The 21350-nt window shown below is 46.0% G+C and carries 20 protein-coding genes; 16 read left to right on the forward strand and 4 right to left on the reverse strand.

Features of this window, described 5'->3' with window-relative positions; all coding sequences use genetic code 11:
- Window positions 1–9 precede the first annotated feature (9 nt).
- From F461_RS0106240 to F461_RS0106300, 12 genes are all read left to right on the forward strand, one after another.
- Window positions 10–1605 (forward strand): sodium:solute symporter family protein, encoded by a 1596-nt coding sequence (locus F461_RS0106240; protein ID WP_020000292.1) that lies wholly within the window; start codon window positions 10–12, stop codon window positions 1603–1605.
- 320 nt (window positions 1606–1925) lie between these two features.
- Window positions 1926–2087 carry a symporter small accessory protein gene (locus tag F461_RS19310; protein ID WP_020000293.1) on the forward strand — a complete coding sequence of 54 codons (162 nt, stop codon included), beginning with the start codon at window positions 1926–1928 and terminating at the stop codon, window positions 2085–2087.
- Between the two features lie 14 nt (window positions 2088–2101).
- Window positions 2102–3703: a sodium:solute symporter family protein gene (locus F461_RS0106250; RefSeq protein ID WP_020000294.1), complete on the forward strand. Its 1602-nt coding sequence runs from the start codon at window positions 2102–2104 to the stop codon at window positions 3701–3703.
- Window positions 3704–4160: 457 nt separating this feature from the next.
- A complete protein-coding gene (locus F461_RS0106260; protein WP_020000296.1) occupies window positions 4161–5417 on the forward strand; it encodes an ABC transporter permease in 1257 nt (418 codons plus the stop codon).
- Window positions 5417–6637 carry an ABC transporter permease gene (locus F461_RS0106265; protein WP_020000297.1) on the forward strand — a complete coding sequence of 407 codons (1221 nt, stop codon included), beginning with the start codon at window positions 5417–5419 and terminating at the stop codon, window positions 6635–6637. Before F461_RS0106260 ends, F461_RS0106265 begins: the two co-directional genes overlap by 1 nt.
- 115 nt (window positions 6638–6752) lie before the next feature.
- Complete coding sequence (locus F461_RS0106270) at window positions 6753–7790, forward strand: TRAP transporter substrate-binding protein (protein ID WP_020000298.1); 1038 nt, start codon at window positions 6753–6755, stop codon at window positions 7788–7790.
- Window positions 7790–8404, forward strand: a complete 615-nt coding sequence (locus tag F461_RS0106275) for a TRAP transporter small permease (protein WP_020000299.1) — start codon at window positions 7790–7792, stop codon at window positions 8402–8404. Before F461_RS0106270 ends, F461_RS0106275 begins: the two co-directional genes overlap by 1 nt.
- Before the next feature lie 2 nt (window positions 8405–8406).
- Window positions 8407–9690, forward strand: coding sequence for a TRAP transporter large permease (locus tag F461_RS0106280; RefSeq protein ID WP_020000300.1), 1284 nt, complete (start codon window positions 8407–8409; stop codon window positions 9688–9690).
- Between the two features lie 30 nt (window positions 9691–9720).
- Entirely contained in the window at window positions 9721–10479 is a 759-nt protein-coding gene (locus F461_RS0106285) for a M15 family metallopeptidase (protein WP_020000301.1), read from the forward strand.
- 130 nt (window positions 10480–10609) lie between these two features.
- Window positions 10610–11386: an acyl-[acyl-carrier-protein] thioesterase gene (locus F461_RS0106290; protein WP_020000302.1), complete on the forward strand. Its 777-nt coding sequence runs from the start codon at window positions 10610–10612 to the stop codon at window positions 11384–11386.
- Window positions 11387–11415: 29 nt separating this feature from the next.
- Entirely contained in the window at window positions 11416–11832 is a 417-nt protein-coding gene (locus F461_RS0106295; RefSeq protein WP_020000303.1) for an acyl-CoA thioesterase, read from the forward strand.
- Between the two features lie 30 nt (window positions 11833–11862).
- Window positions 11863–12654 carry an amidohydrolase family protein gene (locus F461_RS0106300; RefSeq protein WP_020000304.1) on the forward strand — a complete coding sequence of 264 codons (792 nt, stop codon included), beginning with the start codon at window positions 11863–11865 and terminating at the stop codon, window positions 12652–12654.
- A 360-nt stretch (window positions 12655–13014) separates the two neighbouring features.
- Here the strand turns inward: F461_RS0106300 and F461_RS0106305 are convergent, their stop codons facing one another.
- From F461_RS0106305 to F461_RS0106315, 3 genes are all read right to left on the reverse strand, one after another.
- Window positions 13015–13359, reverse strand: a complete 345-nt coding sequence (locus tag F461_RS0106305) for a ferredoxin-thioredoxin reductase catalytic domain-containing protein (RefSeq protein ID WP_020000305.1) — start codon at window positions 13357–13359, stop codon at window positions 13015–13017.
- Window positions 13356–13613 carry a glutaredoxin family protein gene (locus tag F461_RS0106310; protein WP_026364652.1) on the reverse strand — a complete coding sequence of 86 codons (258 nt, stop codon included), beginning with the start codon at window positions 13611–13613 and terminating at the stop codon, window positions 13356–13358. The genes F461_RS0106305 and F461_RS0106310 overlap by 4 nt, the downstream gene beginning before the upstream one ends.
- 128 nt (window positions 13614–13741) lie before the next feature.
- On the reverse strand, window positions 13742–14239 hold the full coding sequence (locus F461_RS0106315; RefSeq protein ID WP_020000307.1) for a hypothetical protein: 498 nt from the start codon (window positions 14237–14239) through the stop codon (window positions 13742–13744).
- Between the two features lie 278 nt (window positions 14240–14517).
- On the opposite strand from F461_RS0106315, the gene F461_RS0106320 reads away from it, so the two are divergent.
- The 4 genes from F461_RS0106320 to F461_RS0106335 all read left to right on the forward strand — a co-directional run bounded on the left by F461_RS0106320 (window position 14518) and on the right by F461_RS0106335 (window position 20628).
- A complete protein-coding gene (locus F461_RS0106320) occupies window positions 14518–16572 on the forward strand; it encodes an elongation factor G (RefSeq protein ID WP_020000308.1) in 2055 nt (684 codons plus the stop codon).
- A 292-nt stretch (window positions 16573–16864) separates the two neighbouring features.
- Window positions 16865–17998 (forward strand): GGDEF domain-containing protein, encoded by a 1134-nt coding sequence (locus F461_RS0106325; RefSeq protein ID WP_020000309.1) that lies wholly within the window; start codon window positions 16865–16867, stop codon window positions 17996–17998.
- Window positions 17999–18259: 261 nt separating this feature from the next.
- Window positions 18260–18994, forward strand: coding sequence for a lysophospholipid acyltransferase family protein (locus F461_RS0106330; RefSeq protein WP_020000310.1), 735 nt, complete (start codon window positions 18260–18262; stop codon window positions 18992–18994).
- Window positions 18973–20628, forward strand: coding sequence for a ribonuclease J (locus F461_RS0106335; RefSeq protein ID WP_020000311.1), 1656 nt, complete (start codon window positions 18973–18975; stop codon window positions 20626–20628). Before F461_RS0106330 ends, F461_RS0106335 begins: the two co-directional genes overlap by 22 nt.
- Window positions 20629–20739: 111 nt before the next feature.
- Here F461_RS0106335 and F461_RS0106340 read toward each other — a convergent pair whose 3' ends face one another.
- Entirely contained in the window at window positions 20740–21324 is a 585-nt protein-coding gene (locus F461_RS0106340) for a hypothetical protein (RefSeq protein ID WP_027361739.1), read from the reverse strand.
- Between the last annotated feature and the right edge of the window lie 26 nt (window positions 21325–21350).

The following is a 21350-nucleotide window of genomic DNA, read 5'->3' on the forward strand; positions in this document are numbered from 1 at the left end:
GAATCTGACGTGGCCGTCAAACTTATTACTGCAATGCTGTACTTTGTTACAGTTTTCTATCTGGGCTGGAGAGGGTGGAAAGAGACCAAAGGCGCAAGCGACTACATGCTTGCAGGGCGCTCTGTTAACCCTTTTATTATGGCCATGTCATATGGTGCCACTTTCGTATCCACCTCAGCCATCATCGGCTTTGGCGGTGTTGCAGCAATGTTCGGTATGCCTCTGCTCTGGCTTGCCTTTCTCACCATTTTTGTGGGTGTTTTCATTGCAATGGTATTCCTTGGCAAACGTACACGGCGCATGGGGCTTACTCTCAACTGTCACACTTTCCCGGAGTTGCTGGGCAAACGGTACAATTCTAAATTTGTGCAGTCCTTTTCCGGCGGCATCATCTTTTTCTTCATTCCTGTTTATGCCGCCGCAGTGCTCACAGGTATCTGCCGCATGACAGAAGTATCCCTCGGTTTACCATACGAATGGATGCTCATCGGCATTACTGCCATCCTGTCTCTCTACGTTATTACTGGTGGTATGAAAGCCGTTATGTACACAGACGCATTCCAGGGCACAATAATGGCTGCTATGATGCTCTTCCTGCTCGGATATACATACTACCTGCTCGGCGGGGTCATTCCTGCACATGAAAAGCTTACAGCCATGTCGCATCTTATGCCGCAGGCGCTCCAAAAAGGCGGAATTCTCGGCTGGACACAAGGCTCCGCACAGGGAACCCCTCTCTGGCTCGTTATCTATACGACACTTGTGTACGGTGTAGGTATAGGCGTACTGGCACAACCCCAGCTTGTTGTTCGCTTTATGACTGTTTCCAGTGACAAGGAACTTAACCGTGCAGTGCTCTACGGTGCAATTTTTCTCCTGCTCACCGTTTTCGTTATCTTTGTCGTAGGCGCACTTTCAAACGCAATATTCTTCGATAACTTCGGAAAAATCAGCATCCAGATGGCGGGCGGCAACCTTGACAAAATTATTCCGGTGTTCATTGAAAGAATTATGCCGCCGTGGTTCTCCGCCGCATTCCTGCTTGCGATGTTTGCCGCTGCAATGTCGACCCTTTCAAGCCAATTCCATATTGGAGGAACTTCACTTGCTCACGATGTATCTCAAGTCGTCCTTCCAACTAAACGTGACGCCAAACAAATTAACCAGCTCGGGATCGTAATAACCATCCTTGCCACACTCATTTGGTCATGGCTGCTGCCGCCTTCCATTGTTGCACGCGCAACTGCGTTCTTCTTCGGACTCACAGGCGCGGCATTCCTTCCTGCATACGTCTTCGGACTCTACTGGAAAGGCATGACTAAATCCGGAGCAAAGGTATCCATGGTAGGCGGATTCACAGTATCTATGCTATGGATGCTTTTTATCCATAAAAAAGAGGCTGTTGCCATAGGACTGTGCAAAGCCCTCTTCGGCAAAGCAACTCTCGTGGCAGACGCAGCACCCGGCAGCACTATGTTTCTGCTGCAATGGGTTGACCCGAACGTAGTTGCACTGCCAGTGTCCATCTCTATTGCTATCATCGTGAGTCTGGTTTCGCGTAGTCTTGCAGAAGACCATATCCAGCTTTGCTGGCAGAATAATTAACCACGACAAACGACTCTTATCTCAGGCGGGTCATAGGCCCGCCTGAGGCGTCTCTCAACCTGACCTCTTTCGATATAGCAAAAGAATACACTTTTCTGTTTTATCGAACTTGACATTTTTGTACTACAGTGAGTACTAATAAAGGCATGAACACAATCAACCGCCATATGAACAACTATTTCTATGCATATTATGGTTACCGCGTCTCCAAGACCTGCGGATCGGTTGAGTGCGCGTAACAGCGCACACAGATTAAGGGAATTATACCGACAAGCCGCAGGTGACAGCCTGCGGCTTTTTTTATGTAAAAGGAGAACTACATGCTGTTAGGACTCGGAAGCTTTGAAACTGCTCTGCCTTACTGGCTCTGCATCATATCAACCATTGGCTGTGTCGCGTACGGCATTGCGAACTGGAACAACGCGGGTACGCCGGACACTGTAAATGTTGAATCGCTGGTGCAGGAAAGCACTGATAAGTAACGGGAGAACTCGACATGGCCACCAAACTGATTACCTCACTGCTCTACTTTGGAATCGTCTTCTACCTAGGCTGGAAAGGATGGAAGGAAACGAAAAATGCCGGCGACTACATGCTCGCCGGACGTTCTGTTAACCCTTTCGTCATGGCTATGTCGTATGGTGCAACCTTTATCTCTACCTCTGCTATTATCGGATTCGGTGGCGTTGCGGCTATGTTCGGCATGTCGCTTCTCTGGCTGGCGTTCTTAAATATTTTTATGGGCATTTTCATAGCGATGGTGTTTTTAGGCAAACGCACCCGTCGCATGGGCTTGGTACTAAACTGCCACACGTTTCCAGAGCTTCTCGGTAAACGCTACAACTCAAAATTTATCCAAAGCTTCTCGGGCGGTATTATCTTCTTCTTCATTCCCGTGTACGCTGCTGCGGTTCTCACCGGTATATGCCGAATGACAGAAGTTTCTCTTGGCTTGCCATACGAATGGATGCTTGTTGGCATCACGGCTATCTTGTCTCTTTACGTTATCACGGGCGGCATGAAAGCCGTTATGTACACAGACGCATTTCAGGGAACCATCATGGTTGCTATGATGGTCTTTTTGCTGGGCTACACCTACTACCTGCTTGGTGGTGTTATACCTGCGCATGAGACACTCACATCCATGGCGGATCTTGTGCCTGCCCCGCTACAAAAAGGCGGAATCTTAGGCTGGACACAGGGCACAAAGACAGGCTCCCCACTATGGCTCGTTATATACACCACCATCGTATACGGCGTCGGCATCGGTGTTTTGGCACAACCGCAGCTTACAGTTCGATTCATGACTGTTTCCAGTGATAAAGAACTGAACCGTGCAGTGCTGTACGGCTCCATATTTCTTCTGCTCACTATTGGCGTAGTCTACGTTGTGGGAGCACTCTCTAACGCAATTTTCTTTAACCAGTTTGGCAAAATCAGCATTCAGATGGCTGGCGGCAACCTCGATAAAATCATTCCCGTTTTTATTGAAAAAGTAATGCCGCCTTGGTTCTCTGCCATGTTTCTGCTGGCTATGTTTGCCGCAGCCATGTCCACACTCTCCAGCCAGTTCCACATTGGTGGAACCTCTCTTGCGCATGATGTTTCAAGAAACATTATGCGAAGTAAAAACAATCTGAGCGCTTCATCCATCAGCCAACTCGGCATTGTTGCTACTATTATTGCTACTCTTGTGTGGGCATGGCTGCTTCCTCCTTCCATTGTTGCACGCGCAACAGCGTTCTTCTTTGGATTAAGCGGAGCGACCTTCTTACCGGCATACGTCTTCGGACTTTACTGGAAAGGTATGACAAAATCCGGAGCCAAGCTCTCCATTGTGGGAGGATTTACCGTTTCTATGTTGTGGATGCTGTTCATCCACAAAAAAGAAGCTGCGGCTATAGGCCTGTGCGAAACACTGTTTGGAAAAGTAACGCTTGTTACAGATGCAGCACCGGGCAGCACAATGTTTCTCCTCCAATGGGTTGACCCGAATGTCATCGCGCTACCGATATCCATTGCAATTGCTGTCGGCGTAAGTCTTGTTTCCCGCAGCCTCGCGAAAGACCATATCCAGTTATGCTGGCAAAATTGCTAAAAAAATAGAACAAATAGAGACCCGTTATGGTAGCAGGAAAACGCAGCAGTTTAAGAACCTGCACAGAGCATGTGTTGTTCCTGCTACCTGCGCGGCTCCATATTCAAAAAAAATGCTTATTTTTTTCAAAAGAACGATCTGATATCCGTGTAGAGTCAGTCCCAATCCATACAACCACTCAGCAGATACATCTCCTGCCTTTATGTGTCTGCTGAGTTGAAAGCATCCCGAACTTGCTTTCACACGGATACCCAATATTGATGCTTCCCTCCCTGAAACATCATACGTTCTTTTGATCCCCCAAGGTCCGGCTTCACGATGTGTGCGTGAAGCCGGACCTCTTTGAATAGCAATCTCCGTACTACGCCTTGCATTGTTTATAGATTCTATGCCCCCCGCTTTGAATCTATACGCCATCTCTCTTGTCCAAGTATCCATCTCAGGTACAATGACATGAATGAAACTCGACGAACTCAGATCAACTATAGCTATCCTGAGCAGAACAGGATTACTCGCGCTGCATGCACTGTGGGCGTATAAAATTCGCTCGATCTTTGTAATCATCTCAGTTTCTCTCGGCATTGCCTCTCTTACAGTCATTATTGCTGCACATGACGGTGCGAACCAAAAAGCTGACGAACTGACACAATCTTTCGGGCCGGATGCCATACTTGTGCTTGGCGGGGATATTTTTAACCGTCCAGTAGGACAACGCACACTGACTCTCTCATGGAACGACCTGAATCAAATAAAGCGCTCCCTGCCGGGAACATATCTTGTAGTCCCCTTAGGAACTGTGAGAGAAAAAAAAATTCGTTACAAAAACAAAAGCTGGGACGTAGCACTCGTCATCGGCACATCTGCCCAATACAGTGAAGCATGGAACTGGCCGCTCATTTCCGGAAGAGATCTTACACAGGAAGACGTCAACCGGGGATTAAGGGTCTGCCTAATAGGCGAAACCGTCACCAGCGCACTTTTTTCTAAAAATGAAAGCCCCATCAGTAAGACCATCTTTGTCGATTCCATTCCGTTTACTGTTATCGGGGAACTCTCCCACAGGGGATTCACAGGTGGAAACGGGATAAGCATTGATGACCGCATCATCATACCTCTCACCACGTTGGCACAACGCTTTGGAGCTAACAGGCAATACTTCAGGGGGCTGCGCATCAAATACATTGATATGCAGAACATGCAGGCAAACATCAACAATTTAACCAGCTTCCTGCGACACTTGCATAAGATCTCCCCCAGTGAGCCAAACGACTTTACCATTATTTCCGCTGAAGAAGTGCAGCAATTTCTTTCTGCCCTCAAAGGCGGACTAACTGTTTTCCTTGGCGTTACAGCAATCACTGCCATGATTGTAGGCGGCTTTGTGTTGGCTAATTTATTCTATCTTTCCGTTTCAGAACGCACACTGGAAATAGGGATAAAGCGCGCTATCGGCGCAACCCAAGGTGCCATAGTGCGCCAATTCTTGCTGGAAGCGGTACTTCTAACTATTCTAGGAGGATTACTCGGGATTATTATGGGGCTTGCTCTCGCGCGAGTACTCTTTATTTTCAACCTGATAGAGATACGGCTCTCACTTAAGATTTTCCTTTCCGCATTGGGAGCGGCCATGACAGTGGGGCTTATTTTCGGTCTCGGTCCCGCGCGGCAGGCAGCAGGTTTTGACCCCATTCGCGCATTGCGGGGAGACGGCTAATGTTAAACTATCTACGTATAGCCCTGCGATCGCTTGCTGCGCACAAACTACGCTCAATCCTTGCTATGCTGGGGGTTTTTCTGGGTACACTGGCGCTGACAGGGGTTATACACGTATCTGAAGCGCTCAAAGAACAGGCACGGATTGAAACAGAAAAACTAGGCCCGAACCTGCTCGTAGTTCTCGCGGGAAAGCCGACATTCAGACGCAGCGGATCCTTGAGATATGGTGGACAGACAACGACGTTCAAGCTTGAAGATGCAGAAGCCCTGCTGGCCAATAACCCCTTTGTTAAACAGGGAACGCCATTTGTTACAAAAAACTCCACAATCAGCTACCGCCGCAACACTATAAACTCACAACTTATCGCAGCAAATGCAGATTTCCCCGCTGTGCGTGCCGCCCCTGTAGCGATTGGGCATTTCTTCACCAAACAGGATGTCAGACAACGGGCTAAGGTCTGTATTCTCGGCTTCACTGTTGCCAGCAAACTTTTTACACACCATACACAAGCCATCGGTAAAATTGTTCAATACGATTTTACCAATCTGCGTGTTATTGGTGTTATGCCTAAACGCGGGAGTGATCTTGCAGGAACAGATCAAGACGAACAGGTCTTTGTCCCCATCACGACGTACATGCGCAGAATGTCGAATCAGGATTGGGTGTCCGGTGTATTTATGACGCTGTACACAGACAAAGATGAAGAAGCTGCAAAACAATCTGCCATTGCTATTATGCGGCGACAGCACAACATCACACGAAAAACGGATGAAGATTTTTTGGTACTTTCCCCGAAGGATGTATCCGAACTTAAGACACAGGCATTACAGCTTGTGTGGCTTCTCGGGCTCATGAGTTCATCTATTTCTTTTTCAGTCGGAGCAATGGGCGTATTATCTATCATGATTCTGCTCGTACAGACACGTAAGCTGGAAATCGGTGTCCGGCGTGCAATCGGAGCGCGCCGCAGCGCTATTATGTCCCAATTCTTATTAGAATCCAGCCTGCTCTCCGGTATCGGAGGGACACTAGGCGCTCTTGTCGCTCTTATTATCATCACCATTGTCTATTACGCGGCAGGGTACCCCTACGTGTATAAACCCGCCCTTATAGCCGGAGCAAGCATAGGTTCATGTCTGCTTGGCGTTGTCGCCGGTGCCTATCCAGCCTGGGTTGCCTCCAATGTCGATGTTCTTGACGTGTTGAGAGACAAATAGCGTTATTTAATAACACATTGACATATGAAGACTTTCATAGACAATACACTATGAAGAAACATTTGTTGTGAGGTAATTTTCAAGACATACGATACGATCAATTTTGGAGGAATAAATGAAGTTGCATGGACTTTCATGGAAATCAGTCCTTCACGCAATACTGCTTGGTTTTCTTATACTGACGATTCCTGCTGCTGCATTAGCAGAAACAAGCATAAAAATGAGTTACAACGGCCCACCAACGGCAGAGGATAATGCTGTTCACGTATTCGCAACTCATTTCAAAGAAATTGTTGAAAAGGATACCAACGGTACTGTTACTATTGAGCTATACCCGAACAGCCAACTCGGTAATGAGCAACAGCGTATGGAACAGGTAATGACTGATCCAATGATAAATGTTGCATCATTCGGCGGCATGGAAACAGTATTCCCAGAAATTTTTGCGACAAATGTACCATTCCTTTTTGACAACTACAAAGCTGCGCACATATTTTTTGATTCCAGCCCTGTCATGGCAAAGCTACGCAAAGAATTCAGAGAACGCACTGGGATTCAGTTACTTGAAGTAATTGAAGAAGGAGGTTTTATCGCATTTACTTGCACAAAACCCATCAGATCACCCAAAGACTTTAACGGGCTTAAATTTCGGGCAATGGATGCCAGCCAGGTCGCAATGTACGAGGCCTTTGGCGCTACTGGTACTCCTATCCCTTGGACAGAAGTCTACCTCGCGCTAAAAACAGGTGTCGCAGACGGGCAAATGAACCCGCCTACATACATCATTATCGGTAGTCTTTTTGAAGTACAGACCCACCTCACACTTGCCAACGTACAGTACTCCGACCAGTTCCTTCTGGCGAACAACGCCATGATGGAAAAACTTAGCGAAAAAGAGCGTTCCGCCGTTCTAGCTGCTGCTAAAAAAGCAAACCAACTGACCCGTGAATTTGTTGAATCGCAGGTAGAAAGCAGAATTAACTTCCTGCAAGAAAAAGGAATGCAAGTTTACAGACCAACCCCTGAAGAGATGAAAGCCTTCAAAGACCTTAGCACCCCCTCTTACATCGCATGGTTAAGCAAACAGATTAATCGCGAATGGATTGACCAATCTATTGCAGACGCACAAAGAGCTAATGACAAGGTGAAGTAATGACCTCTATGGCAACGATATGCCAAACTATTTCGAATAAACTGGAACGCCTCTGCCTGTTCGGGGCAGGGGCGCTTCTGCTTATAAATTTGGCAACAGTAATTTTAGGAGTATTTTCCCGATTCTACCGTCCGCCTATATGGACAACAGACCTCGCAAAGATAACTCTGGTCTGGATGGTTATGCTTGCCGCTGCTCCTGCGTTAAAGCATGGCGAGCACATGGCAATTACAATTCTTGTAAACAGGCTTCCCCCGTCTTCCAAACGTATTGTCACCTTACTGCGTACGTTGTGCTTTTTCTGCATACTCCTGCTTATGATCTGGCTCGGATTTAACTACGCGTATAAACTGCGTCTGTTTACCATCATGACGCTCGGCATTAAAAAAGCGCTTCCGCTGTTGGCTGTCCCTGTCGGTATGTCTTTGATGCTTCTTGAATATCTGCTTCAACAGTTCATTCCTGCTGAAGATGATAAACTGTCTGTATCCACGAACGTAGCAGAACCTTTATCTACTACGTCCAATTCAACGCAATCTTCACAAAATATGTCTTCGTCCGTTACTGCCCCTTTCAGACCGACTCCCAATGATCAACCGTCAGAGGATACATAACCATGGCTCTCGTTCTTCTATGTATTTTCTTCGTAACTCTAGCTGCCGGCCTTCCGCTCTTTGCTGCCATGCTTTCCACCGCATTTTCCGGTATCGTCTATATCGGTAAGCTTGGCCAACTGCGTATTATGATCCAGCAATTCTACGGCGGAATGGAGCCCTTTTCGCTCTTAGCGATCCCCTATTTTATTCTGGTGGGAGAGCTTATGAGCCACTCCGGCCTTACTGCACGTCTGCTTCGCTTTTCTGAAGCGTTAGTGGGACACTTAAAAGGCGGCCTTGGTTACGTTACCGTAGTGGCAAGTATCATCTTTGCCGGAGTAAACGGCTCCGCCGCAGCTGACGCCTCTGCTGTAGGCTCCATCATGATTCCTGCCATGAAAAAAGGTGGATACCCTGATTCATACGCCGCCGGACTGACAGCCGGCAGTTCTCTTATTGGGCCGATCATCCCGCCGAGTATTTTTATGATCCTCTTCGGTGCTATGACAAAAACTAACGTAGGTGCTCTGTTCATCGCCGGAGTTGTTCCCGGCCTGCTGCTCGGGCTTGCCTTTATCATCATGCACCGCATCAGTGCCTCCCGTCTCGGTCTTCCGGTAGTCAACGCTAAATTTTCCTTTAAAGAACTATTCGTATCCGCAGGTGGTGCGGCTGCAGCACTATTTGCCCCCGGAATCATTGTAGGCGGCATCCTTTTTGGTTTTATGACGCCTACAGAATCAGGCGCAGTTGCCAGTGGGTATGTGCTACTTATGGGGCTACTATGGACAAGGCAGCTCTCCTTTAAAGGGATTGTACAATCCATTTCCAGCACAGTTCGGCTCAGCAGTGTCATCTTTATCGTTATTGGTGCTGCTACCATCGTGGGCTGGATTCTATCTTCAGAACGAATGCCGCAACAACTCGCACCGCTTGTAATGCAGTATGCATCCACGCCATCTACAGTGCTCCTCCTTATCAGCATTGTAATCTTCGCCATCGGGATGTTTATGGAGGAAATTGCCGCGTTGGTACTGCTGACTCCGGTATTCAGCCCACTAGCAGCTCAGGCGGGTATAGATCCACTCCATTTCGGTATTGTTATGACGCTTAACATCACCATTGCGCTCATCACTCCCCCCATGGGCGCATGCGTCTATATCGTGTCTTCCGTCGGCAATGTTCCTTTGGAAAAAATGTTCAAACATATCTGGCCTTTTGTCGTTGTTGCGCTTATTTGCCAGTTACTGCTTATTTTTGTGCCGGAACTATCCCTCTGGCTACCGCGCCGACTGGGATATTAACGTTGACCTATACATATTACAGGATTTGTCATGCCTGATAAAATTGTACCTCCCATTCATGGACTGTCTGAACCATCATGGGAATCTGTTTACGCCATCCCTTCTGTAGAATCACATGAAGAAGTTGTATCTCTGTCATTAGCACCGGAACACATGCTCAGTCGTTCAATTTATTTTGAACGCCAGATAACCGGAGCACTGCCGGAATGCTACGCACGTGAAGGAATTGTCGATCGGCTGCTGCACGCTTCATCCCTGCTCCCGTCTCATCTGCGCCTCGTAATATTAGACGGCTGGAGATCAACAGACGTACAGTCATTTCTTTTTTCAGAATGCAAAAAAGCACTCGCCTCCATGTATCCCGACAGATCTACAGATGAAATCTTTATTATGGCGCAGCAGTATGTTGCTAAACCAATGAAAGACACAAGTACCCCTGCACCGCATTCAACAGGCGGGGCAATTGACCTTGCCATCGCAGACCGCGCTGGAAAAATGTTATTCTTCGGTGCCCCCTTCGATTATCCCGGAGAAATTTCAAACACGCAGTATTTTGAAAAAAAACAGGAACAAGGATACAAGTTCACTAAACAAGAAGAGGAAGCACTCTATAACAGACGCCTGCTCTACTTTGTTATGACGCAGGCAGGCTTTGTAAACTTCCACTGCGAATGGTGGCATTTCGAATACGGTACACAGCGCTGGGCATTAGCTACACACGCCGAACATGCCATCTATGCGCCAACACAATTTTCGCTCAATCCGTATGCAAATCTGACAAACATCTAATTATTTATCCGGCAGTTACAGCTACGTTTTCACACAATGCTGTAACTGCCGCACTAAAAACCACTCTCCCCCCTTGCCCTCCACACATGTCAGTGATAGCTAACATGCTTATTCAAAAGGGGAATCATACATGACATTGAAGGGTATAGAGTCTTTCACCATTAAGACCTATCATACAGACAGGTTTGGAAAAGCTTGTCCTGCGACCTTTGCCGCATTTTTTGAAGAGGCAGCCGCTAACAACGCACGCTTACACGGCTTTCCGGGTGAATATCTATTGCAGCATGGTATTGCATGGGTACTCAGCAGACTAACCTTTACTGTTGATCGCTACCCGAATATCGGAGAAACCATCTCCATTCACACATGGCCTTCTGCCCACACACCTAATCTTGCGTTACGTTGTTTTGAAGCCTTTGATGCGGAGAACCACCTTATCGCGGAAGGAACAACGGCTTGGCTTGTCATCGATATCAAAAAGCGTAAACTCGTTCCGGTGCCGGAGTTCGTCACCGAAAACTACCCGCATAGCAACCCGCCATGTAAAGAATTCCCAACTCGTGCCGTGCCGCGCCTGCGCAATCCACAGCACGAATGCCCGCTCATAAGCAGAAAAGCGGACATTGACACTAACGGGCATGTTAATAACGTTCGGTACCTCGGTTGGATTCAAGAATCCATGCCGGAAGAATTCATTATGGAGTACGAGCCGGTACTCATCGACATCAGCTATCGTATGGAGTGCGGAGCCTTTCAAAAACTCACAAGCAAATCAGGCGGTACAGATGACGGTGATTACCTGCACACCGTATCCTTTGACGAAACGGGCAGAGAACTATGCAGAGCCCGTACTGAATGGCGGAAACGGCAACACGTTGACGTGCCGTATTTACAGCACCACATATAAGATCGACTAACTATATAAAGGGAATGACTATGGCAGAATTTCCAACTCCCGAAATATGGATGGCGCATCGTGTTTCCTATGGTGAAACAGATGCTATGTCTGTCATGTACTATGCCGAATATCTCCATTTATTCGAGCGGAGCCGTAGCGAATACATTCGCGAACAGGGTATGAGCTATAACACTGTAGAAGAACGGGGCATCATGCTCCCCGTCCGAGAAGCACAGTGTCGTTACAAACGCCCTGCCCGCTTTGATGATTTGCTGTACGTTCGTGTCGGTATCAGCAAATGGGGCCGGGCTTCCATGACCTTTGAGTACGAAATTTACAACGAAGCAAAAGACACCATTCTTGCCACCGGCCATACAGAACACGCCTGTACCAACGATAAAGGGCGCCCTGTAAAAGTTCCGGACTGGCTGAAAGAACTCTTCGTAGGAAAATAACTTCTAATATTAAAAGAACGCTGCACTATTATGTATCTCGATTTCCACACTCACGCATTTCATCCAAAAATTGCCGCCAAGGCTGTTGAGCATTTGAACTCCCATTACGGGATAACTTGCCAATGTACTGGCATCATGGACGACCTTATCCGCCGAGTTAAAAAAGCCGGTCTGGATAAGATGGTGGTACTCTGTGCAGCAACCTCAGCCGCGCAGGTTATTCCAGCGAATAACTTTGCGTTGTCCCTTAAGGCTGCACACCCCGATGCAATTCCTTTCGGCACCATTCATCCCGACTTCGATGATTGGGAAAATCAACTCACACGCCTAAAAGCACGCGGAATCAAAGGGCTTAAACTGCATCCTGATTTTCAAGGATTCAGGCTGGATGAAAAACGTCTGCTGCCGATAATAGAGGCAGCTCAGAAAGACTTTGTCATACTTTTCCATATAGGTGACAAGCTGGAGCCCAAAGATAACCCGTCCTGCCCATACAAGCTTGCGGCACTACTTGAAAATTTCCCTAATGCACGTTTTGTAGCAGCGCACTTTGGTGGATACCATCACTGGCAACACGCTCTGGAAGTGCTCATAGGAAAAAATATCTACATCGACACCTCAAGCACGCTTGATTTCATCGATGATATGACTCTAAGCGCGATCATGAAAAAACACCCGCACGAGAAAATCCTCTTCGGGTCAGATTATCCGCTCTATAGTCCGGATAAGGAAGTCACCAAACTAAAAAAACGCCTCAAACTTTCACTGCCGAAGTTAGAAATGTTTCTCAGCAACGGCGCAGAACTGCTTGGGTTGGAATAACGTTTTTGCCCCCGCGGCCAGAAAACATTGTTGTATGACTGGTAGCTCCCCTCTCATATACTTCGAGAGCAGCTACTGCTTTTAAAGCAGGCTTTCTGGACTTTCTCAAAAATTTTACCTGTGTCAGCCCGTTCCTTATGCTCTCATGCGGCTTGACCTTGCTACCGTTCTAAAAATAAGAAAAGGCTGTTCTTACATAAAGAACAGCCTTTTCTTATGGAAGACTATCTGGGCATAACCAGTTATTTTCTCTACTGACAAGTTTTTCTACACACCGCGGTCAAAAGAAGGTTCCCCTTACAGGTGCGGGGTAGCTTCCTTCTTCAACGAAAGCAATAAAAACTCAAAAAATCAGAAAAGTTATACTAAAATTTTTTCTGGCGGGCGGCGTTCAGGGATAGCCACTTCGCCATGCTCTTCCTGATTGTATTCTTCTGTCACGTAGAGACCGCAATAACAGGTACCAAACTCTTCTAAATCCGGATCGCGATACTCACACGGACAGACAATATCTCTATCTTTATCAAAATCACCATTAGGCAAACGGCAAGGACACGCCATGTAACCGTACTCGTCTTTGTTAATTAACAAGCTTTCAAGAAGCGGTATGGTGATGGACATATCTTTGTTAAAATAAAACCCACGCGGCTCTTGAATTTTTTTAAGCATTTCATAGAGCTTTTCAGCTGTCATTTTTTCACTCATAAGTTCAATGCCTCCTCAACCTTATCTTTATGGAAGCCCACAATAATACATTCTCCTCCTTTAACAACAAGCGTCGGGAAAGAGAGTTTCGGGTTGTAGTTTCTAATTTTATCGAGAATTTCTTTTCGCTCATCGCCTCTCAGCTTATCCACGAAAATATTATCGAACGCTACATCATGATCTTCTAAAAAAACTTTCATTCTTCTGCAATGAATACAGGTAGAAAGTGCATACAGGGTACATTCTATCGACATTTCGCCCCCATTTGAAAATGTAAGAGTACGTCAGACTAAATAAAAAAATCAGACGCAATGAACAATTACAGCCTGCCATTCATATCTCACAACAACCAACTGCTACTAAGCAAATTGTTGTTACCTACTCAAGGTTCTACAACATTGACGATTTCCCGGGCAATAAGACGTATAGTCTCTTCTTCAGTTGCAGCCTGATGGGTTGTAATAACATTACCATCCTCGTCTTTGCACTCTATGACAAAGCTTTGGTGCATAGCCACATCATCTGAAAAATCCTGCTCGTTACCTCTAATTGAGAACTGCGTCAGCCGATGAGTAATTTCTACATATGATTTTTCAAAAATAATCGCCACACTGTCGCGGTTATTTTCTATAGTAAACTGCTTTTCTTCTGGCAATGCAGCATTCATTTCTTGAAGAGCCTGTTTCACAGGAATCAACTTTTTCATGCCGGTCTCACGAAGACGCTCTATATTAGCCGCTATCTGTTCCTGCTTTTTCCGTCGCTGTTTCAGCTCATCTTCCATAATTTTCGCAGGTGATTTTAAGCGATTCAAAAAGTCTCTCACTATCCACACAACAAGTACGACAAAGACAATTCCAACAAGTATATTAATGTACATATGTACTCCCGAATCAGCAGTATTGTCAGAGACAAAAAATTAAGGACTGATTATATTTCTATAAGTTACAATAAAATTCAACAAAAAGGTATGTATCCATTTGAGAATTTAAAATTTTCACCTGAGAGGTTGACAAGTACCGCTGCGTTATACAAGGTGGAAGCATAGGGGTGCCCCCTAAAGCATCACATCGGCACCCCCTCTAGACAAGTTATGGAACACCGCAGTTTGCATGTTAGCAGGCATAATCCCCTAAAACCACATAAGGGAGAAGGTATATGGCCAAGACACTTGATTCTCAGAGAACTTATGCCCTTGTGGGCACAGGAGGAAGTGGAAAAACCTCGCTGGCTGAAATGCTTATGTTTCAGTCCGGGGTTATCAATCGCCTTGGGAAAATTGAAGAAGGCACCACTTCACTCGACTATGAACCAGAGGAAGTAAAGCGGAGGGGGTCTATTCAGCCCGGCTTTGCCACCATTGATTGGAACAAAAATCGCCACTTCCTTATGGACATTCCCGGCGACAATAACTTTGTAGGCGACATTAACTACCTGTTGTTCGGGGTTGATGGCGCCGTTTTTGTTATTGACGCGGTTGACGGAGTCCGCCCCCTCACCAGTCGTCTTTGGAATTTTGTCCAAGAGGCAAATCTTCCTTCCATCATCTTCATCAACAAGATGGATCGAGACCGGGCAAATTTTGATTCGGCCTTCAACGGACTTTCCTCAATTCTTGGAATCCGCCCAGTCTTACTGCAAGTGCCAATCGGTCAGGGTGATGATTTTAAAGGATACGTTGACGTTCTCAACAACAAAGCGTTCTTCTTCAACGAAGATGGAACAACCGCAGAAGGCGAGGTACCAGAGGACCTCGCTGATGAAGTTACCATGCTGCGTGAAACAACCATCGAAAATATTGCGGAAAGTAATGAAGAGTTGATGGAAAACTACCTTGAGACAGGGGAACTCTCTCAAGACGAAATCACTTCAGGGTTACGAGACGGCGTACTCTCACGCGAACTCATTCCGGTCATGCTGGGTTCCGCCCTTGATAACCGTGGCGGAACTGAACTGCTCAACGCTGTGCAGGACCTTTTGCCTTCCCCTCTGCAGCACCCTGCATGGATGGACAAAGAGGGCAATGAACGCCTGTCTTCTCCGGATGAACAGCTAGCCCTGCTTACTGTTAAAACATTAACTGACCCATTTTCCGGTCAACTCTCCATCATGCGTGTTCTTTCCGGTTCTTTCTCTGGCGACGCGACCGTGAAAAACGTAAACCATGATGAAACAGAACGTATCGGTGCTCCACTCTTTATGAATGGCAAAGAATCTTCACCAGCTAAAGGTGATATCGGACCGGGTTCTATTATCGCGGTACCTAAGCTCAAAGTTACAAAAACTGGCGATACGCTGGCAGATCCTAAAGCCTCTTTTGAAGTTCTGATGCCGAAACTTCCTCCTAACCTGATTTCATACGCGATCGCTCCTAAAGAAAAAGGCGACGAAGATAAGATTTACGCTGCTGTCCAAAGACTACTTGACGAGGATATTACACTCACCCTTTCCCGCGATACAGAATCAAGTGACATTCTACTCTCCGGCATGGGACAGCTGCACATTGAAACAAGTGTTGAACGCGCCATGCGTCGGTACAAATGCGACATGGTTCTAAAGACACCTAAAATTCCGTACCGTGAAACTATTAAGGGTAAAGCACAGGTTCAAGGCAGACACAAAAAGCAATCTGGTGGGCGCGGTCAATTCGGTGACTGCTGGATTGAAATTGAAGGGATGCCACAAGGCTTTGGCTATGAATTTGAAAACGCTATTGTTGGCGGTGTGATTCCTCGCCAATATATTCCTGCTGTTGACAAAGGCATTCAGGAAGCTGCGCAACGCGGATGTCTTGCAGGATTCCCTCTGGTAGATTTCAAAGTAAAACTCTACGACGGTTCATACCACTCTGTTGACTCGTCCGAAATGGCATTTAAAATTGCCGGATCCCTTGCCCTCAAGGGCGCAATGGATCAGGTAAAACCAACGTTGCTTGAACCAATTGTATTAATGACCGTACATATCCCTGATGAGTTCATGGGCGATGTTATCGGCGACCTGTCATCACGCCGGGGTAAAGTTCTCGGATCAGACTCCCAAACAGGTATCACCGAAATTAAAGCACATGTCCCGATGGGCGAAGTACTCCGCTATGCTCCAGACCTTCGTTCCATCACAGGCGGTCAGGGTGTCTTCACCATGGAATTTGACCATTATGAAGAGGCACCACCTCCGGTAATCGATAAAGTAGTTGCTGAAAAAAAAGCAAGCTAGCATCGCTAGTCGGTAACAAAAAAGAAAACCCACTTTCTGCGGGTATTATAGAAAAGCCCCCTGTCTGTTGGCAGAGGGGCTTTTCTATTGCAACCATATCAGCAGCTCTTCTCAGCTACGCTATTGAAGTCATACCTCATATCTCTCACTTAGCGAGTCCATTAATATTCAAAAGCTTATCATGTATGGTACGGTTTCGACCCCATATTATTTATGAGGAAAAGCATAAAAATACGCATCACACCCGCAGCGATTGTATAGGTGAGAACTGCATCAGCATAGTGGAGGGGATATGAAACCGACAGATTTGACATTAAATGAGCAACTAAGAATCACAACCCGTGAACTAAGCAAGCGAAAAAAAGCTTTCAATATTTCTGAAAAAAGCATTCAAACCTTGCTTGAAGCAAAACCTATTATATTCGCTGAGTTAGACGATATTGTAAACGATTTCTATAAAGAATTACTCAATGTTGATGGAGTTCCAGAAATAATCGGTGATGCAGAAAGTCTGCATCGCCTTGGAAATCATGTTAAGTTCTATATCCGCACACTCTTGGGTGGAACGTATGACATGGACTATATTCAATCGCGTCTGCGGATTGGCATGGTCCATAAGCGGATTGGAGTTTCTCCAAAGTTATATTTTGCTGCCTATAAAATATTTAACAAACTCATTCGGACTAGACTATTGACTTTGGGTAACACTTCTTCATGTGAATCTTGCCTAGACCGAACCGATGCACTAGAAAACATAATACTTTTTGATTTAGCACTGGTATCAGACACGTTCATTCTAGGGCTCGTCAACGAACTTAACCGAAGTAAGGAAGAACTTGAAGAATATGCCCATGAACTTGAAAAAACTGTTGCAATACGTACAAAGCAATTAGCAGAGCAGGCAAGTAAAGATGGCCTTACAGGACTCTACAATCAACGTACATTTTTTGACCATCTCGAACTTGAAATTTCTAGATCCCACAGAAGAGGTGATACATTTTCCATTTGTTATTTCGACCTAGACAACTTTAAAAAGGCCAATGACACACACGGACACAAATACGGTGATGAAATACTCATAAACGTTGCCACCGCCATGAAGCAGGTCTTGCGCAAAGAGGACATCGCAGCACGATATGGTGGAGATGAGTTCTGCATACTCTTTCCTGACACCCAGAGTGGAGAGTGCAGAACAATCTGCGAACGACTGATAGAAGATTTTTCTAAAATCAATTCAATGAATATCGTCACCATGAGTATCGGCCTTGCGGAATTCTCTCCCGAAACGGGGCTAGACGCAGATACGCTTATTAAAATGGCCGACAAGGCGATGTATTCATCGAAAAAAAAACCGGGACATTATATTACCCAATATTCTGATGTTGTTATTACATCACCTGACGATGAATACGACCCAACAGCATAAAAACCTTATAAGAACCTTGGCCAACCTTTATTCATAGCCTTTAATAAAAGTTGGCCTTTTTTATTTTGCGAGCAGCAACTATCCCTTCGGAACCTCAACCACCTATCACTACTGAAAATTTTCTGGCACAATAAAATGCTAACGGCTTTCCTCGCCTCCATGCTACAAGCACCGCATCATTAAATCGCGCCCCGCTTTCTGTTCTTGAGCCTGGTGCTGATTTTAGTTAGTCTACCAGCTCACTTTTTATTTGGATAATGTATGATACGCACAATTTGGTTTTATTTTTCTTTTTTACTTACAACGCTTTATGTCTGCATTTTTATGCCTATAGCTGCAGCACTGGACAGCACAGGGAAAATGGTTCGTTACTTTGGGCTATTCTGGTGCAAATCTGCACGCTTTTGCTCCCAGATCAGGCTTATTGCAGACACTGACAATATTCCAACAGATACACCGGTAATCTTTGTTGCCAACCATCAGAGCCAATTTGATATACCGCTTTCCTCGGTTGCTCTTGAAAAGGCGCTACCTGCGTTCATGGCAAAAAAAAGTCTGCAAAGCCTTCCATTGCTCGGGCGCTGCTTCAGATTATTTGGTAATATTTCCGTTGATCGAAGCAACAGACGTGCCGCAATGGAGTCTCTTGAAACTGCGGCCGCCACAATCCGCAATGGACGTTCTGTTATTATTTTTCCTGAAGGCACTCGTCAGGAGCAGCTCGAAGAGCTCGGGGAATTTAAAACCGGTGCCATTATGCTTGCGCTGAAAGCCGGTGTCCCCATTGTACCTGTCCTAATTGAAGGTACAGGAGACATTCTGCCTAAAGGCCGAATTTCCCTTGGCACCCGCAAAAATGTTTATATCACTGCCCTAGAGCCAATCAGCACTGAAGAATACACAGTTAAGCAACGAAACGAATTTAGTGACATGCTCCGCGAGCACATGAACCAAAAATACATGGAGATGCGTGCATGCCACAAAAATCAAGCGTAACGCTTACGCCTTTAGGCGGCATGGGCGAAATCGGCATGAACTGCACCATGTGGTCTACCGAAACAACCACTGTTATCGTAGATTGCGGCCTTATGTTTCCGCACGATTACCATCTTGGTGTTGATGTCATCATTCCACAGTTCGAACATATACTTAAGCAGAAAGAAAAAATTAAGGGAATCGTGCTCACCCACGGGCATGAAGACCACATCGGCGCTCTGCCATGGCTTATCCGCTGGCTCAGTGTCCCGATCTATTCTTCCCGTTTCACGCTTGCCCTTGTTGAAAGCAAATTACGCGAGGCAGACCTGCTTCACCGCACCAAACTTATTCCTGTAGCCCCACGGGAACGTGTGGAGCTTGGCGACATGGCCTTCAACTTTTTCCCTGTATGCCATTCTATCATTGAAGGTTATAGTTTAGGAGTGGAAACGCCGGCGGGAAAAATAGTCCATACCGGAGACTTTAAACTTGATAAGACGCCACTCGACAACCATCGAACTGACCTTGAAGGCATACAGGCTTTTTCAGAAGACGGTGTCGAACTTCTTCTTTCAGACTCAACAAATATTGAACGAGAAGGCTGCTCTTTAAGTGAACGTGATATTAAAAGTGCATTTGAAGACCTCTTTGCCAACGCAAAAGGACGCATTATTGTCACCCTCTTTTCCAGCCACATTCAAAGGATCCAGCAGGTCCTCGACATTTCAGCCCGTTACGGACGCAAAATTGCCGTATCCGGCCGCAGCCTTGTCAAAAATATTGAAATCGCTAACGAGCTAGGTTTCCTTCGTATTCGCACTCCTTTGTACATGGACACACGGGAAATGCCCGAATTACCGGATGAAGAAACCGTGCTGCTCCTTACTGGATCACAAGGCGAGCCACTTTCTGCACTCTCCCGCATTGCACGTGGAGAACATAAGCATCTCGCAATTGAAGAAGGTGATACGGTTGTTATGTCTTCCCGCATGATTCCGGGAAACACCCTTGCTATTACCCGCATGATTAACGACATGTATCGCATGGGTGCCGAAGTATTTTACGAAAGTTTCCGAAACATTCACGCTTCAGGGCACGCCTATCGTGAAGAGCTAAGTGAAATGTTAAGCACAGTATCACCTAAACACTTTATCCCCGTGCACGGTGAATACCGTCATCTTGTAAAACACTGCCGCCTTGCACAACAATGCGGCATTGAAAAAGAAAATACGTTTATAGTTGAAGATGGACAACCTGTTACCTTATGTAACGGCACCCTCAACCGCGAAACACCGCTTAAACTGGAAGAAATTCTTGTAGACGGTAAAGGTGTTGGTGATGTGGGACTGACCATACTAAAAGAACGACAGATTCTAGGCGGAGAAGGAATGGTCGTTGTCTTTATGGTACTGGATGAGCAACTCTGGGAAATTCTGCACGGCCCTACCATCGTCTCCAAGGGCTTTATCTTTGAAGCCCATTTCGACCATGTTCTGGAAGATGCAAAATGCATCATTCTTGAACTTCTCGAAAATATAGGCCCAGAAGATATCGAATTACTTCAAGACAGAATTCGCTCCACGCTCCGACGGTTCTTCCGTAAAGTACTGGAACGCGACCCTGTTGTCGTTCCGGTCATTACAATGGTATAGAAATATACAATAAAAAGTCCCGCTTAGGCTGTCCTAAGCGGGACTTTTTATTGTATGCCCAAAGAGGGGACGCATATAAAGCACAATACTCAAAAATATTCAGAACGCTCCCTATTCCTTACCGAAAATAAAATCAGTCTGTTCTAGATCTTCCCGCGGGGTACGCAAGGCGACAGTCATGAATACGACCCACACAAACAGGCTGACGATATTTTCAGCAAATTTAATATACCTCATCGGAACAATTTCTAAACTCACAAGAGAAGAACCAACTAACGCTAACAACAATGGGATAATAAACATAACTACAGGTAAAAATTGCGGATGTACTCCGGCAAGAATGCTTATCTGCTTTAGCCAGCAGTACAGAACATAGCATCCCAGAGCAGAAGAAATGAGAAATGAGACACTGCCTACGACCACAACAACCTGCGAATACTCATAAAAAAAGACTGCGCCAACGCCTATCGCGAAGAACGCTATAATAAGAAAAGCTTTTTTCAGTGATCCGTTACCAAGGCGGTATGCAACATAGAAATTCCGCAGAGGAATGAGCCAGTTCCACCAGCCTCCAGCAACATTTCTCCGTGTTGCAATTATCCAGCACGGCAAGACTGCTAAAATCGAATACAGTGTAAATCCGGCTAACAAAAGTACGCCCATCATCAGTATTCCTGTTTCACTCATGTGTGGCACACATCCTCCTGTATTACGCAAGATGT

The organism is Halodesulfovibrio aestuarii DSM 17919 = ATCC 29578 (genome assembly GCF_000384815.1).
GTDB lineage: Bacteria > Desulfobacterota > Desulfovibrionia > Desulfovibrionales > Desulfovibrionaceae > Halodesulfovibrio > Halodesulfovibrio aestuarii.

What these genes read in the sequence shown, in the direction of transcription:
- F461_RS19310 (WP_020000293.1), top strand. Translation starts at nt 1,926, where the DNA reads ATGCTGTTAGGACTCGGAAGCTTTGAAACTGCTCTGCCTTACTGGCTC.
- F461_RS0106250 (WP_020000294.1), top strand. Translation starts at nt 2,102, where the DNA reads ATGGCCACCAAACTGATTACCTCACTGCTCTACTTTGGAATCGTCTTC.
- F461_RS0106260 (WP_020000296.1), top strand. Translation starts at nt 4,161, where the DNA reads ATGAAACTCGACGAACTCAGATCAACTATAGCTATCCTGAGCAGAACA.
- F461_RS0106265 (WP_020000297.1), top strand. Translation starts at nt 5,417, where the DNA reads ATGTTAAACTATCTACGTATAGCCCTGCGATCGCTTGCTGCGCACAAA.
- F461_RS0106270 (WP_020000298.1), top strand. Translation starts at nt 6,753, where the DNA reads ATGAAGTTGCATGGACTTTCATGGAAATCAGTCCTTCACGCAATACTG.
- F461_RS0106275 (WP_020000299.1), top strand. Translation starts at nt 7,790, where the DNA reads ATGACCTCTATGGCAACGATATGCCAAACTATTTCGAATAAACTGGAA.
- F461_RS0106280 (WP_020000300.1), top strand. Translation starts at nt 8,407, where the DNA reads ATGGCTCTCGTTCTTCTATGTATTTTCTTCGTAACTCTAGCTGCCGGC.
- F461_RS0106285 (WP_020000301.1), top strand. Translation starts at nt 9,721, where the DNA reads ATGCCTGATAAAATTGTACCTCCCATTCATGGACTGTCTGAACCATCA.
- F461_RS0106290 (WP_020000302.1), top strand. Translation starts at nt 10,610, where the DNA reads ATGACATTGAAGGGTATAGAGTCTTTCACCATTAAGACCTATCATACA.
- F461_RS0106295 (WP_020000303.1), top strand. Translation starts at nt 11,416, where the DNA reads ATGGCAGAATTTCCAACTCCCGAAATATGGATGGCGCATCGTGTTTCC.
- F461_RS0106300 (WP_020000304.1), top strand. Translation starts at nt 11,863, where the DNA reads ATGTATCTCGATTTCCACACTCACGCATTTCATCCAAAAATTGCCGCC.
- F461_RS0106305 (WP_020000305.1), bottom strand. Translation starts at nt 13,359, where the DNA reads ATGAGTGAAAAAATGACAGCTGAAAAGCTCTATGAAATGCTTAAAAAA.
- F461_RS0106310 (WP_026364652.1), bottom strand. Translation starts at nt 13,613, where the DNA reads ATGTCGATAGAATGTACCCTGTATGCACTTTCTACCTGTATTCATTGC.
- F461_RS0106315 (WP_020000307.1), bottom strand. Translation starts at nt 14,239, where the DNA reads ATGTACATTAATATACTTGTTGGAATTGTCTTTGTCGTACTTGTTGTG.
- F461_RS0106320 (WP_020000308.1), top strand. Translation starts at nt 14,518, where the DNA reads ATGGCCAAGACACTTGATTCTCAGAGAACTTATGCCCTTGTGGGCACA.
- F461_RS0106325 (WP_020000309.1), top strand. Translation starts at nt 16,865, where the DNA reads ATGAAACCGACAGATTTGACATTAAATGAGCAACTAAGAATCACAACC.
- F461_RS0106330 (WP_020000310.1), top strand. Translation starts at nt 18,260, where the DNA reads ATGATACGCACAATTTGGTTTTATTTTTCTTTTTTACTTACAACGCTT.
- F461_RS0106335 (WP_020000311.1), top strand. Translation starts at nt 18,973, where the DNA reads ATGCCACAAAAATCAAGCGTAACGCTTACGCCTTTAGGCGGCATGGGC.